General features: G+C 57.9%; 11 protein-coding genes. 9 read left to right on the top strand and 2 right to left on the bottom strand.

All coding sequences use genetic code 11. The features are described from left to right. Positions 1-788 precede the first annotated feature (788 nt). Together AC0L3E_RS25690 and AC0L3E_RS25695 are read left to right on the top strand one after the other, a co-directional pair. The gene (locus AC0L3E_RS25690; RefSeq protein ID WP_473605894.1) at positions 789-1904 is read left to right on the top strand and encodes an SDR family oxidoreductase; all 1116 of its coding nucleotides are present in this window, start codon (positions 789-791) and stop codon (positions 1902-1904) included. A 27-nt stretch (positions 1905-1931) separates the two neighbouring features. Continuing rightward, complete coding sequence (locus AC0L3E_RS25695) at positions 1932-3548, top strand: GMC family oxidoreductase (protein WP_473605895.1); 1617 nt, start codon at positions 1932-1934, stop codon at positions 3546-3548. Here AC0L3E_RS25695 and AC0L3E_RS25700 read toward each other — a convergent pair. Beyond that, positions 3541-4455, bottom strand: coding sequence for a class I SAM-dependent methyltransferase (locus AC0L3E_RS25700; protein ID WP_473605896.1), 915 nt, complete (start codon positions 4453-4455; stop codon positions 3541-3543). The two genes, AC0L3E_RS25695 and AC0L3E_RS25700, sit on opposite strands and share 8 nt — an antisense overlap. Before the next feature lie 60 nt (positions 4456-4515). Between AC0L3E_RS25700 and AC0L3E_RS25705 the strand changes: the two genes are divergently transcribed. Continuing rightward, positions 4516-5703 (top strand): glycosyltransferase family 4 protein, encoded by a 1188-nt coding sequence (locus AC0L3E_RS25705; RefSeq protein ID WP_473605897.1) that lies wholly within the window; start codon positions 4516-4518, stop codon positions 5701-5703. Positions 5704-6008: 305 nt separating this feature from the next. Continuing rightward, complete coding sequence (locus tag AC0L3E_RS25710) at positions 6009-7652, top strand: hypothetical protein (RefSeq protein WP_473605898.1); 1644 nt, start codon at positions 6009-6011, stop codon at positions 7650-7652. On the opposite strand, the gene AC0L3E_RS25715 is transcribed toward AC0L3E_RS25710, so the two are convergent. After that, a complete protein-coding gene (locus AC0L3E_RS25715) occupies positions 7631-8770 on the bottom strand; it encodes a UDP-galactopyranose/dTDP-fucopyranose mutase family protein (protein WP_473605899.1) in 1140 nt (379 codons plus the stop codon). The genes AC0L3E_RS25710 and AC0L3E_RS25715 overlap by 22 nt on opposite strands. Before the next feature lie 192 nt (positions 8771-8962). Here AC0L3E_RS25715 and AC0L3E_RS25720 point away from each other — a divergent pair, with 192 nt between their 5' ends. The 5 genes from AC0L3E_RS25720 to AC0L3E_RS25740 all read left to right on the top strand — a co-directional run bounded on the left by AC0L3E_RS25720 (position 8963) and on the right by AC0L3E_RS25740 (position 14259). Further along, complete coding sequence (locus tag AC0L3E_RS25720; protein WP_127332262.1) at positions 8963-9691, top strand: glycosyltransferase family 2 protein; 729 nt, start codon at positions 8963-8965, stop codon at positions 9689-9691. Beyond that, entirely contained in the window at positions 9688-11733 is a 2046-nt protein-coding gene (locus tag AC0L3E_RS25725) for a DUF2298 domain-containing protein (protein ID WP_473605900.1), read from the top strand. Before AC0L3E_RS25720 ends, AC0L3E_RS25725 begins: the two co-directional genes overlap by 4 nt. A gap of 185 nt (positions 11734-11918) precedes the next feature. Then, on the top strand, positions 11919-12833 hold the full coding sequence (locus tag AC0L3E_RS25730; protein ID WP_127332266.1) for an autotransporter domain-containing protein: 915 nt from the start codon (positions 11919-11921) through the stop codon (positions 12831-12833). 2 nt (positions 12834-12835) lie between these two features. Beyond that, a complete protein-coding gene (locus tag AC0L3E_RS25735) occupies positions 12836-13789 on the top strand; it encodes a lysylphosphatidylglycerol synthase transmembrane domain-containing protein (protein WP_473605901.1) in 954 nt (317 codons plus the stop codon). Continuing rightward, positions 13786-14259, top strand: a complete 474-nt coding sequence (locus tag AC0L3E_RS25740; RefSeq protein WP_473605902.1) for a hypothetical protein — start codon at positions 13786-13788, stop codon at positions 14257-14259. Before AC0L3E_RS25735 ends, AC0L3E_RS25740 begins: the two co-directional genes overlap by 4 nt. Position 14260 lies beyond the last annotated feature (1 nt).

The raw sequence follows: 14260 nt of genomic DNA on the forward strand, positions 1-14260 counted from the left end.
CGGCGAAGCGCCCAAAAATTCCATAGCGTTGTTCGCCTGCGCCGCTGCATCTCCATCAACCCTGTGGGGGAAGTCTGCCAGCGCGATGACATAAAGAGCGGCTGCGAGAACGAGGACGCAGCCAACGGCAATCATCTTGGCGAGCGGGCGAGAAGTGCTGCAAGATGGCAAACGGAACGGTTCGCGCACAGCGAACACAATCACGATGGCGAGAATATGCATCGCCAACCCGCTATTGCGGGAGCACCCGCCGGGTTCAAGTGAACGGAAACTTGCCCGATGACCAGGCATGCTAGCGCTCCAACTACCCCGCTGGCACTAAGATACATCGCCTGACGGGCGGCCGTGTTGTGTCGAGCAAAGCGCCTGCGCTTGCCATCAGCGCCCCTCACGCCATCGTCACCCTCTCAAAAAGTTCGACTGCCCACTTTGTCACCCTTCGCCGGATACGCAAGAAGGCCGTTCGCCGCGCGATGACGCCACCATTCTCGAGGCGCAAAGCCTATCATGGCTCGGACCGAACTGTCGTTACGCGAAGGTCCGGAAAAGCGATTGAGTGCGGGCATTTGAAGCGGTCCAAGCATTCCAGCCGCTTTGCGCCCGCGCGGTGCGATGATTCGGCGCGCCTGCATTTGATCAGCTTGAGGAAATAGCGCCGGTCGGTTTGCTCTCAGATGGGGAGGAGGTGGACGTGGTTTGACCCACTCTGCATAGTCGTCGGGCAGCATGTCTTCCAGCTATATGAGATTGTGCTTTTCCGGGGAGAGGCCCAAGCTATCGGGAAGGGCGTGGTCGGCTATCGAATCAGTGCTCAAACTGCGATGGAAATCCCGCAACTTCAGATGCCGATGATCAGACCTCTCAAACGTTCTACGCAATCCCAACAAGTGCTGGTTACGGGAGGTTCCGGCTTCCTCGGTATGTACTGTATTTTGCAGCTGCTCGATCTTGGATACCGGGTTAGATGCACTGTACGCTCGCTGACACGCGAACCAGAAGTTCGTCGTACACTCGAGCAGATGGGCGCATCATCAATTGGCGCTTCTCTTTCCTTCATCGAGGCAGATTTGAGTGCCGATCCCGGCTGGGATGATGCCGCCGCCGGTAGCTCCTACGTGCTACATGTCGCCTCTCCATTTGCCGTTGGACAAAAGGATGGCAATATTGACACCATCGGCATCGCCAGATCTGGCACACTACGAGTGTTGCGAGCAGCACATGAAGCGAAGGTTAAACGGCTGGTGATCACATCGTCATTCGTTGCCATGAGTTACGCTCGCGATATGGACACCGCTGAATTCACTGAGGCCGATTGGAGTGACTTGAGCATTCCCACTCTCACCGCCTACGTCAGATCGAAGACGTTAGCCGAAAAAGATGCCTGGGATTTTGTGAGGCGAAAAGGTGGGCCAGAGCTTACAGCAGTAAACCCGACGGTGATATTGGGGCCGGTCATGTGCCCCGACTATTCTCCGTCAATTTCACTCATCCAACGTATGCTGGACGGAAATCTGCCGTTAGCTCCGAAGCTTTCCTACGGGATCGTGGACGTCCGCGACGTCGCCGATCTACACATTCGCGCTATGACCGATCCTGCAGCAAATGGCGAGCGGTTCGTTGCAATAGCGGGTGAAACGATGAGCATATACGAGATAGCCCGGGTGCTCAGGTCGCGGCTGGGTGCTCATGGAGCAAAAGCGCCGCGATTTGAGATGCCAAACTGGGCGATGCGACTTCTCGCTTTGGTCAGTCCTGCGGCAAATCAAGTGAAATCTGATCTCGGCAAAGAAAGGCGCGCTGGCAATGAAAAAGCGCGCTCCTTGCTTGGATGGTCGCCTCGATCGAACGAAGAGGCAATCATGGCGACCTGTGAAAGTCTGCTAAGGCTTAAACTTGTAAAATAGGAATTTGAGATCGGAAAACAGGTTGGCATGGGCGTTCGGCCGGACTCCGAGACTTTCGACTACGTGATCGTTGGCGCGGGTACCGCAGGCTCTCTTCTGGCCGCCCGACTTGCCAAAGAACCAGGCATTACAGTGTGCGTGCTGGAAGCAGGACCTGGCGACCTCAGGCCAGATGTGCGGGTCCCGGCAGGCTATGTGAAGGCTCTGACACAGCCCTCCATCGGCTGGAACTTCAGATCGCAGCCGATTCCCGAAGGCCAGGCCCTTCCGCTCTATCAGGGCCGGATCGTTGGCGGCTCCTCATCCATCAACGGGATGATCTATGTGCGGGGCCAGCCTGAGGATTTCGACTACTGGGCGTCGCTGGGTCTTCCGGGATGGAGCTACCGCGATGTGCTGCCTTACTTCAAACGAAGCGAAACGCGCATCGGGTTTGGCGACGATACGGTTCGCGGACGCGCGGGCCCGATCACGGTGGGCGACGTGGGCTGGTCGCATCATACATCGGACGCATTTGTCAAAGCTGCCCAAGGGGCGGGATGGGATTGGAACCCAGACTATAACAGCGGCACGCAAGAAGGCGTCGCCTATGTTCAGCAGACGGTGCGACGCGGTTGGCGCGCGACGCCGGCGATCGCGATGCTGCGAACCGCGCTGCGTAGCGGCAGCATCGATCTGAAAACGCGAGCGCGTGCTGTCCAGATCATGTTCGACAAGCAGCGGGCGATCGGTGTCCGCTATGTGCGTTCGCGAGGCGGAGTTGAAAAAACTGTGATGGCGAAGCGCGAGGTCATCCTCTGCTGCGGAGCGATCAACACGCCCCGGCTTCTTCAGGTGTCAGGCGTTGGCGATGGAGAAATGCTTGCAAAGATTGGCGTGCCGGTTGTGCACCACCTCCCCGGAGTCGGCGAAAATCTCAGAGATCATTTTGTCTCCCGCATCGTGATGCGGGCAAGAGATGGCGTGACGACGCTCAATCAGATAGCGCGCGGCCCGAGATTGCTGGCTGAAGGAGTTCGATGGATGCTTGGCCGACCAAGCGCGCTGACGCTTTCCCCGTCGCATGTCTTTCTCTCCTGCCGCTCCGACCCTGAGCTGTCGCGGCCCGATCTGCAATGCATGTTCACCCCCGGCAGCTTTGGCCGGAATCGCGCCGGTCATCTTGACAGCCTTGCGGGAGTAACGGGCGCTTGGTGGCAGCATCGCCCGAAAAGTCAGGGATATGTGCGGGCGCTGACAAAGGACATGTTTGTCGATCCCGAGATTCAGCCGAACTACCTTGCGGCTCTGGCCGATCAGACGACCATGATTTCCGGAATGCGGTTGATGTCAACGCTGTTGACCCGCGTAGAATTGGCTCCGGTCCTTTCCGAAATGATCCAGCCACCAAGCATGCCCGGTACGGACGAAGAGATTCTCGCCTTTTGCCGCGCATCCGGGACCGCTGGCTGCCACTTTGTCGGCACGGCTCGGATGGGTCCGGACGGCGATCCCCTGAGTGTCGTAGACGATCAACTGCGCGTACATGGGATCGAAAAGCTTCGCGTTGCCGACGCTTCGATCATGCCGACGATACCGTCCGCCAATACCTACGCTCCAACAATGATGATTGGCGAGAAAGCCGCAGTGATGTTGCTCAGCTGATTGCGGGCGGAATACCGGATAGCTCGCTTTGAGGCTCGGCAATCAATTGGACCGGAGTGGCCATTACGCAGATGTTGAGCGTCGAAATCGTTTCGGATTCGGCGTCCTTGTTCTTGCGATCAAACCAGTGGATCAGTCGGATACCGGCCGACACCGGATTGAAGCGGTGAAGTGCACTCGAATCTCCCGTGCCGCGTTCCGCGCTTTGCGCCCAGTTTTGCGGAAGCAGCCGCTTTTCGAGCAGCGGCTTCCCAAGCCCGTAGACGATATTGTGGACAAAGGGCATGCAGTAGTGGGTGTGGTTTACGACTTGTCCGATATCGAAACCTGCAGCTTCAACCTCGCCGAGCAAGAGTTCATGATCGTACAGACGCTCATGATTCGCCCATATTCCGGAGAGCAGTCCCGTGCGGATAGGCGTTCCAAGGGTGCGCTCGAGCAACCAATTGATCGGGTCCCACAGGAAAGGATAGTTTGCGTTGGGAACCGTTATCAGCAACAACCCCTCAGGGCGAAGGACGCGGCGCGCTTCTTTCAGGGCGGCGATAGGCATGGGAAGATGTTCGAGAAGTTCCGACATGACGACAGCGTCAAAGCTTTCATCCGGAAAGGGCAGATGGTCGGCGGACACATCCTGGACGACGGCGCCGAAACGCTCAGCCTGAAGCCGCGCTGTGGAAAGTGGTTCAGCGTCTCGTTCCACGCCCACGATTTGGGCGCCTAGCGAATGATAGAGGGGGAAATAAAATCCACGGCCGCAACCGATATCCAGAAGACTGTACGGCTGGCCTAGGAAACGGTCCCAAAGATTGGAACCTATCCATATCGCCCGACGTCGGAAAGCCGGATCCGCCTCGTTCTGAAATATCCGCTCGGCAATTGACCTGCCGCTATTCATTCCCTGCATTCCGCCGCAATCCTCATCTTCGACCCGGGGCAAGGCACATCTAGTCCGCGAGATAAAAAAGTGAAATACACTGAAAATGATGGAAGCGGGAGTGCGGTTGGAAGAGCCAAGGGCTTTGCGCTTTGTCTTACCTACCACCTCCCCAACGTTAGCGGCCTAACCCTGTCGGCACACGAAGTGGCGCTCTACGTCAAAAGTCTCGGTTTTCCAGTCAAGGTATTTGCCGGCCGCGTTCCTGACGATGCCCCGCGCCATGACACGGTCGATGGCCTCGAAATTGTCCGTACTCGCGCGATCTTTAGATTGGGCAAGGCTTTGGTGATGCCCACCTATGCGATGGACCTGTGGCGTTCGCTCGATGACATCGATGTGGTCAATGTGCATCTGCCTTGCCTAGACGCAGCAGCTGTCGCGATCGTGGCGAAGTTGCGCGGACGCAAACTGATCGTCAGCTATATCTGCTGCATGAGCAAGGCGCGCCTTACCGACCGCCTCATGCGCGCGGTTGCCGCCATCCCCCATCTTATCGCCGGTGCCTGCGCCGACACCGTTCAGGTGGTATCGGAAGATTACGCCGCGCAATCAACCTTTTGCCGCATCTTCCGCTCGAAGGTAAAGACTGCGCCGCTTCCGATAGCCCTAAAGCTGTTTCCGGGCGAAGTCTGCCCGCCGAGAAAGGGGCTTCCGAAGGCCGCAGGGCATGTCTACCGCATAGGCTATGTCGGGCGGATCGCTAAACAGAAAACCCTTGAGGTCCTTTTCGACGCAATTCCGCATCTGAAAGGCGAACTCGATGCGCCCTTCGTAATTGATCTGATCGGCCCTGCGTCAGAAGTCGTCGGCGAAACCTATTGGCGCGACATCCTCGAATTGGCGGAAGCATCAGGGGGGACGGTGCAATATCGTGGAACGCTGACGGGGCGTCCCCTCGCAGAAATTTACCAGAGCCTCGACGTGCTGGTATTGCCCAGCATGGACCGGCTCGAATCTTTCGGGCTGGTGCAGGTTGAGGCCATGCTTCGACGGGTTCCAGTCGTCGCCTCCGACCTTCCCGGCATGCGGGTTCCAGTTGAGCGTACGGGGATGGGCAGGCTCTTCCCGCCAGGTAACCCAAAGGCACTCGCCTCCGCCCTAATCGACGTGCTTACCAACGGGCCTGAACATGAGTTGGACCCAGCATCCTTGGACAGGCTCTTTGGCGATGAAGTCGCCTGTGCTCCATACGTCGAAATGCTACAGGCGACATAGCGCAGCTCAAGACATACCAACTCGGCGGCGCGCCCACCAAAAGCGAGCACCGCGAGGGCCAACCAACTCGCATGCTGATTTTCCAGTTGCGGGGCAACTGTTGTCTGGCACATCATGGCCCAACACTGCCTCTACAGTCGAGCATCACTCTGGCATCCCTCTCAACACCTATAGGTCCGTCTGGACTGCGCACGAAGGCATTCGTCGCCGCAGCGTGCCTCGTAATCATCACCTTTGGTGCAATGCTCAGATTGATGGGCACCAATTGGGACGAGGGGGCCAACCTTCACCCCGATGAGCGCCACATGGTTTCCGTCGTTATGGAATCGATGCGAGCCTTCGACGAATTCAAGCCCGGAGAACTGTCTGTCAGCGACACATGGTTTGCCGCCGGCAAATCGCCCCTTGATCCGCGCCGAAAAAATGGCCTTTACGTCTATGGCGAGTTTCCGCACCTTGTCCTTAGCCTGGTGTCGCGTGCCGCGGATGATGGCTGGCCCCAGGTCATGGAACGGGCACGGATTATCGGGTCCGCCATCGACGCGTATACCATCCTGGCAGTGTTCCTTTTGTCTGGCCTTTTGGTGCGAAATTCGATCGCCGGCCTGTGCGCTGCGACACTGTATGCGTTCCTGCCATCGGCAATCCAACAGTCCAACTTTTTCACCGTCGACGTGTGGCTGACATCGGCCTCTATCTGGTGTCTGCTAGCCGCGACGCTGGTGGTGACAACGAAGGGCCACCGTTCGGCTCTTGTCTGGACACTTGTCGCGGGAGGCCTTGCCGGCTTGGCCGCCGCCTGCAAAATTCCAGGCTTTGCGCTTGTTGGAGCAACGTGCCTCGCCGTCATCGCACGTTACGTGCGAGCGGGCAGGGAGCGCCATTTAGCCGATCTTTTGACAGGCCTGTTGCTGAGCTTCGTTGCCGCTGGCCTCATTTTCCGGCTCGCCAGCCCTTTCACGTTCCAAGGGCCTGGATTCTTCGGCCTTGTCCCCACCGAAAACTTTATCAAGGGTTACAAGGAGATGAGCAGGTTGGTGCTGGATCAAGGCTTCCCTCCGAACTGGCAATGGTTCGGGGGCTATGGACCAAGGAACGCTCTTGCCGACCTGGCTCTTTGGGGCCTGGGTTTGCCTACAACGTTTGCCGTTGGCATCGGCGCCATCGTGGCTGTGCGCGATCGGGCGCTCTGGCCGAGCTTGCTACCCTTAGTGGCGGCTACCGCGGTTTTTGCCTTCTACTGGCTTACAGTTCCGAACCCGGCCTTACGCTACGTCTCCCCTGCCCTGCCCGCATTCTGCGTCCTGTCGGCGCTGGCTTTCGCAGCGCTGTTCACGAAGCGATGGACCAGCGCAGTCGCGGTGCTTTGCATTGGCATGGCATGCATCTGGGGCTATGGCATGGTGACCCTACATACCACGACCAACAGTCGCGTTGCCGCCTCCCGGTGGCTATGGCTGAACACCGACAAGGGCACAGTACTCGCTAACGAGACGAATTGGGACGACGGCCTTCCGGTGAATGTCCGTTTACCGGGCTCCAAGGACTTGACGTGGGCAGGACTGGAAGACCATTTCGTCTTTTCAGTCCTTGGTCTTGAAGCGCCCGACACGCGAGAGAAGGCTCTGCAGATCGCAAGGGTTCTCGACCATGCCAATCTGTTGATTATCTCGAGCGAGCGTATGCGTAAGCCAATCATCAATCTCCAAAACCGCTTCCCAATGTCGACCGCCTATTATGCGATGCTGGCAGACGGCAGCCTCTGCTTTGAACCGATCTACCGCTCGAAGTTAGGTTACCCTGTGGCAGGCTTCCAGTTTGACGACACCGGTGTTCAGGAGCCATGGAGCGTCTACGATCACCCGACAGTGGAGATCTACCGAAAGCAGCCCTGCTTCGACGGCAAGAAAGTGGAAACGACGCTACTTCAAGCCTTACCCAAAGGCTGATGGACGAAGGCAGGCGGCGAGTTCCCGCTGGTTAAGGCTCTGACAGCGACGGCTGCGGTGTCGATAGCGCGCCTTATCGCAGCGTCCATATCGATATAGGCATAGCTGCCAAGGCGCCCGAAGAAGGTCACTCCGGGGCGCTGCCGCGCCAATCCAACATAAGCCTCCAGCAACCGCTCATCGGCGGCCAGGCGAAGTGGGTAGAACAGCGCACTGCCACGGACCGCCGATTGCGCATATTCCTTCCAGATAATCGATATCGGCGATCTGTGATTCCGCCAGGGCGACAGGTGCCGGTGCTCGGTCATGCGTGTCCACGGCGTACCAGGGTCAGGGAAATTCATGACAGGACAGCCGAGGCCATCTCCGGTGGTGCGAACTTCCTCGAAACGCAGCGTTCGATAGCCCAGGTCGCCAAGGCAATAGCCGAAATACCGGTCGATCCCTCCACTGTAGAAGGTGTGGTCGAATGTCTCGGTCAATGTTTCGGAAGCAACGCCAAGCCGAAGTTCGATGTTTCGGTGGTCGAGAATGGCAGCGACGATGGCTGTGTAGCCGTCGCGCGGCATCGCCTGCTGCCGATGATGAAAATAATTACTGTCATAGGAAAACCGCAGCGGCAGGCGCTTGAGAATGCTGGCCGGCAGCAATTCCGGTTCAACGCCCCATTGCTTTTCCGTGTAGTGGCGGAAAAACGTTTCATAAAGCCGCTCGCCGACCATCGACAGCGCCTGCTCACGAAAATTGGCGGGATCTGCGATCGGCGGTTGTAAGGTCTTGATGAATTCCTCTGCTTCCGCAGGCACCATTGCACTGCGGAAGAACTGATTGATAGTCAGCAGGTTGACGGGAAGGGAATAAACCTCGCCGCCGACCGTGGCAAAAACCGAATGACGGTAAGGCATCCACTCTCCGAACTTTGCGACGAATGCCCAAATCTCATCGTCGTCGGTGTGGAAAATATGAGGCCCGTAACGATGGATCATGATGCCGGTTTCAGCGTCCTCCGACGTGTGGCAGTTGCCTGCCGGATGATCACGCTCATCAACGACGAGGCAAGACAATCCGGCTTCGGCGAGTTTGCGGGCGATAACCGCCCCGCTGAAGCCGGCACCCACAACCAAAACTCTTCCCAAGCGCTTCCTGCTGTCTAATGTTGTTGTGCTTTTCTCTAAGCTTGTGATAGCAACCTCAGTGTCTGTGGTCGAGCCTTCAAAGGCACGATCACTAGCCGCCGCAATAGCCGGCGTTTCATTGCCGGGAGGTCGCATAGCGCGCTGACGGCCAGTTGTGTCTTTGGTGTGCTGTTCATGCCGATCCTGTCCGTGATCATTCCTGCCTACAATGAAGAGCAGAATATCGAAGGGGCACTCGACGACGTCCTCAAGGACGTCGTCGCTGTCGTGACGGATGTTGAAATAATCGTTGTGAACGACGGCAGCACCGACCGCACGGCCGCGATCGTAAACGACGTCGCTCAGCGCGATAGCAGAATCAGGCTGCTGAACCAGGTCAACAAGGGCCATGGCCCTGCCCTCGCCAACGGCCTGGAGCAAGCGAGAGGCGAATGGCTGTTCGTTCTCGATAGCGACCGCCAGGTCTCGCTCGCTGAGTTTGCCAAGCATTGGGCAATGACGCCCGAATACGAAGCCATACTAGGCCTGAGGCGACCGCGTCACGATCCATTGCATCGCCTTGTTATTTCGTTTTTTATGCGGTTGCTGTTGCGTTTGCAGCTTGGTACGGCGGTAGGCGATGCGGGCGCTCCATACAAGCTCGTGAAGCGACAGATTTGGTTGCAAGCGAGCCAAACGATGCGTGACGACTGTTGGGTTCCGTCTGTTTTGCTGGCGGCACATATACTCTATCGTCGCGATATACGTGCAATCGAAGTGCCCGTCATGCACCAAAAGCGCCCTCACGGCCACTCAACGCTCAATTTGCGCAGGCTCGTGCGTTTTTCGCGCGAAGGTGCAGCTGATATAGCTCACTATCGCAAACGCATGAAAAAGCAAAACGCGGCAGTCCCAGCCCAATGATCGATGCGGCAAGCGTCGGGTCGGCGCTTCTGTTTTGGTTTACAATAAGCGCATGCGGCTTGCTTGCATGGCCATTGGCGGCAGCCTTATTTCCGCAAGATGACGATTTCGGCTTTTTGGCCGCAAAGCCTCTCGCCTGGCTGGTCGGCGCCTATTGCGGGTGGCTTGCAGCCGTCGCAGGCATCCCATTCTGGCGATATGGGTGGATAACCGGTCTACTTGGGCTGTTGGCAGTTTTTGCCCTAACATTTCGAACAAAGCTTCGAATGCCGCCAATCAAAAGGCTTGTGCAGTGGGAGCTCGGCTTTTTGACCCTCCTGATGGTCGGCATTCTCATCAAGGGTAGCGCGGCCGACATTGAGGGCCTCGAGAAGTTTATGGATTTCGGCTTCATCAACGGGGCGCTGCGGGCCTCGTCGATGCCACCTCCCGACCCTTGGTGGATGGGACAGCCGATCAATTACTATTATTTTGGTCACGTCGCTGCGGCATGGCTTATTCAGTTGAGTGGCGTGCCGGCGGATCACGGTTTCAACTTGATGGTCGCAACCGTGTTCGCCTTTGCGGTATCGCTGACCTACCGGATTGTCCGTGGGTGCCTGGGCAAGATGAACGACCGTATCTCGGTTGTGTGCGGGCTCGTGGCGGCATCACTTGTGGCATTCGGCGGCAACTTCCACAGCGTCCTTTATGGACCTTTCCGCGCGCTGTCGCCGACGACTTACAGCCGCGGCTTCTTTTATCCGGATTCCACGCGCTTCGTCGGCTTCGATCCACTAACCGATGACAGGGGCTTCACCGAGATGCCAGCCTACGGCTTCGGTGTCGGCGATTTGCATGCACATGTCCTGAATCTGCCCGTGGCGTTCATGATCCTTATGATCTTTGCTCGCATCGTCGAGCGCGAAACAGGGGCGGCCGCACATTATGGCCTTCGCTGGCGAGAGATCATTATCCTGGCACTCCTTTTCGCGATCTCGGCGATGAGCAACAGCTGGGATGCGGTGTCCTACGGCTTGCTGTTGCCGCTGACAGGGCTCCTTTTGCTGACGCACCGCAAAGGCCGCCGGCTAAGGCTTTTCGTCAAGCTTTCCCTGACTGCCGCGGTGACTGTCGGCCTTGCCTTGGTGCTCGCCTCTCCATTTCTGGTCAGCTTCAAACCGATCGCATCAACCTTGCGCTGGATGGACGGGCGAACTCCGTTCTGGCAACTGGCAGTCCTTTACGGTCATATCGCGCTACCTTGCCTGATTCTTCTGGTTGGCTTGTTCGTGGCCTTCGGCCGCGACCCCCGCTGGAGAGTTGGAGCCTTGCTGGCTCTGTGCGCGCTTTGCCTGATCGCCCTCCCGGAAATCGTCTATGTCAAAGACATTTACGGTGCGGATAACAGGCGTGCGAACACCATGTTCAAACTCGCCTTCGAGGCGCAGCCAATTGCTATGATGGCAAGCATGATTTTGATCGGCCTTCTTTTGCAACGGAAAGGGGTGATCGCCGCTGTGGCTGCGCTCGTTCTTGCGGCTCCATTGCTGGCGACCTTGTCCTATGCCGATGATATCTACCGATATCGGGTTTTCCCGATGAGTGAGCGCACCTTTACCCTCAGCGGTACCGGCTTCATAGTGCGCAGTCGCCATGACGATATGGCGCTGATAGACTGGCTTCGTTCGCAGCCTTCAGACCGTCAAATCATCCTGGTGGAAGCGCCGGGCGACAGCTTCACCCAGAAAAGCAGGCTTTCTGCATTCTCAGGCGTTCCAACGATTGTCGGTTGGCGCGGACACGAATGGCTTTGGCGCGGCGATATTTCCAGCGCCTATCGCCGATATGATGAAGTCGCGGCGTTCTACAATTCCACAACCTTGAGGCAAGCCTGTGCATTGGTCGCACCCTATGGGGTTACCCATGTGGCGATCGGCACTGTCGAGCGCGAGGTGTTCCCAGGTATCAATGCTGACATTTTCAGGCAGCTTGGGCCAATTGTGGTGCAAAGCGGCAACTCAATGATTATTCAGGTCGAACCAGCCAGTTGCGCGAACTGATCCGGGTTTACCTTTGGTAATGTTACGTTATGGTTATTTGCGTTCGCGCACTGATTTGGACGGGGGCCGGGTTGGGCAGGGTTTGGAACAGGCAAAGCTGGTGGTGGCTTGGAGTATGTGTAGCGCTGCTTCTGCTGGCAACGGCTACCGCTGAAGCTCGCAATGTGCCGGGATCCGCGTCTGCCGTGCAATCGCGAATCGACCAGGCTGTTGCGACGTCGCTCATCGACACGACCGCAATAACCGCGCGTGACGCGGCATTGTTTGATCTTTGTCAAAATTATCTGGGGCACGCAAACGCCGATGCCAAGGCGCTGCGCGATCCCTGTGAGTGGGGCATTTCGCTCGGCGGCGGCGTTCGCTACGTCGAAGGTTCCCCGAATGGCTTCGGCTTCGATTTCACCTCTGTGTTCGGAAGCCTTGCCATAGCGCACAAAATCTCCCCGAACGTCACCGTAGTCGCGTCGTTAATTGCTGAGCACGGAAACGGCGATCTCGACTATAACAAGGGCACACTGGACAATCGCGGTGTCGGTGGGCTGGCTGGCGTCATCGTCAAGCTGCATGACACGCTCGATTTTAGCGTCCTCGGTGGCGCCGAGTGGCTGAACTACCGGACGACCAGGTCCGGGGGGACCTATAGAGGCGAATACGACGCGATGCGCTATATCGTCGACGCGCAACTGCAGGGAACTCTGAATTCCGCCAACTATTTCATCGCATACGGCACGGGGCTGCGATACATTCGGCAGGACAACGACGCCTATCAGGAATATTCGGGCGGCAGTCCATTTGCCGCCGTTCCTGGTTCGGGCTTTACGGTTCTCACCGGCCTGGCCGATCTCAAACTGGGCACCAAGCTGCCGGGCCTAACGCCATATGTGCAGGCCACAGGCTACGTGAATTTTCTTGAAAATACCGATTTCGCAGCTTCGTTCGGAGCAGTAACGCCTGAAGACCAGCAGATCTCTGGCAGGCTTGGAATAGGGGCAGATATCGAATTCCTGTCAGGTAAACTCTCGCTGGTTGCCGGCGTTTTCGGTGGTGAGGACGGTTTCCAGGGCGCTGATGGCGGATTCAAGTTCTCGAAGGGGTTCTAAGCGTGACCAGGGCAGCGACACTCAGCGCACTGGGCATGACCGCCCGGACTCGCTGGCCGTCTGCCGATATCGCGATGGTGGCGGCGCGCGTTGCTCTGTCCGGCACGCTTCTTGCCGCCGCAATGTGGCTTTCCTCCGACGAATTCGCCTGGCGCGATCTCGCCGCCATCGGCCCGGGTAGCATCGCGACATGCTTGTTGTTGTCGGGGGTGATCGTGTTCACGCTCGCGTGGCGCTGGCGATACATCGTGGCAACAACCACAGAAGCGCCGACCGTTCCTTCAATGGCGGATTTCAGCGCTTTCACTTGGGTTGGACTGGCGGTCAATCAGCTCGTGCCATCGGTCGTCGGCGGCGATGCGGTGCGGATAACATTGCTGGCACGCTGGGGCATACCGGCCTCGGCTGCGGCAGGCTCCGTGATCGTCGACAGATTTTATGGCGTGCTTGGGCTGCTCGTCGTCTGTCTGGCGGCGGCACCGATGTTGAGCACCGTCCTCTTCTATCCGGCAATGATCAGTTCAATAGTCATCGTGATTGCTGTTATCGCATCTGGCTTACTGGCATGGTGGACTTCGCGGCGCTCGAGCATCTTCCAGCGTTTGTCGACGATGGTGCTTACCGGCATTTCCTGGCGCAGCCTGCTGATTATGGTTCCCGTGGCTATGGCGGGGCATCTGGCCAACATCGCCATGTTCCTCGTCATTGCGCATGCGCTGGGCGCTCAGGCGCCGATATTGCCGACGATTTCCGTGCTTGCAGCCGTCCTGCTCGCGTCGGTTCTGCCCTTTTCGATTGCGGGCTGGGGATTGCGCGAATTCGCGTTGGTAAACGCGTTTACCCATCTCGGCTTAGACCATGACAAGATTGTGCTATCTTCCGTCGCCTATGGACTTTTTGTCCTTGTAACTCAGGCAGCCGGATTTCTCATGATCCTACGGAGAAAACGCACGTGAGCGCCCGGCTTTTCAATCTTCTTGTAAGTGCAGGCCTGTGCGCCGCGCTTCTGCTGGCAGCTGGGACAGCCGTCAAAGCGCAAAGCAACACGCCAACAAACACGCCGACCGACACCGTCACCCCCACCGCAACCAACACGCCAACCGACACCGCTACGCCCACCGTAACCAACACGCCAACCAACACGCCCACCGACACCGTCACCCCCACGGCAACCAACACGCCAACCGACACCGCCACCGCCACCGTAACCAACACGCCAACCAACACTCCGACCGGGACCCTCTCACCGACTGCAAGCAATACGCCTACCCTGTCGTTGACGCCTTCGGCGACCTCCACGCCTGTCGATGTCAATTCAGTTCCCGGCGGGAATTCGAATTTCAGCGTACCCGCCTTGCTTTTCGTCGTCGTTGGCGCCTTGCTGGCACTCATGCTCTGGGCTAGGCAGTCCGACCAGCGAAGATGAC

The sequence above is a fragment of the Mesorhizobium sp. WSM4822 genome, assembly GCF_055811155.1.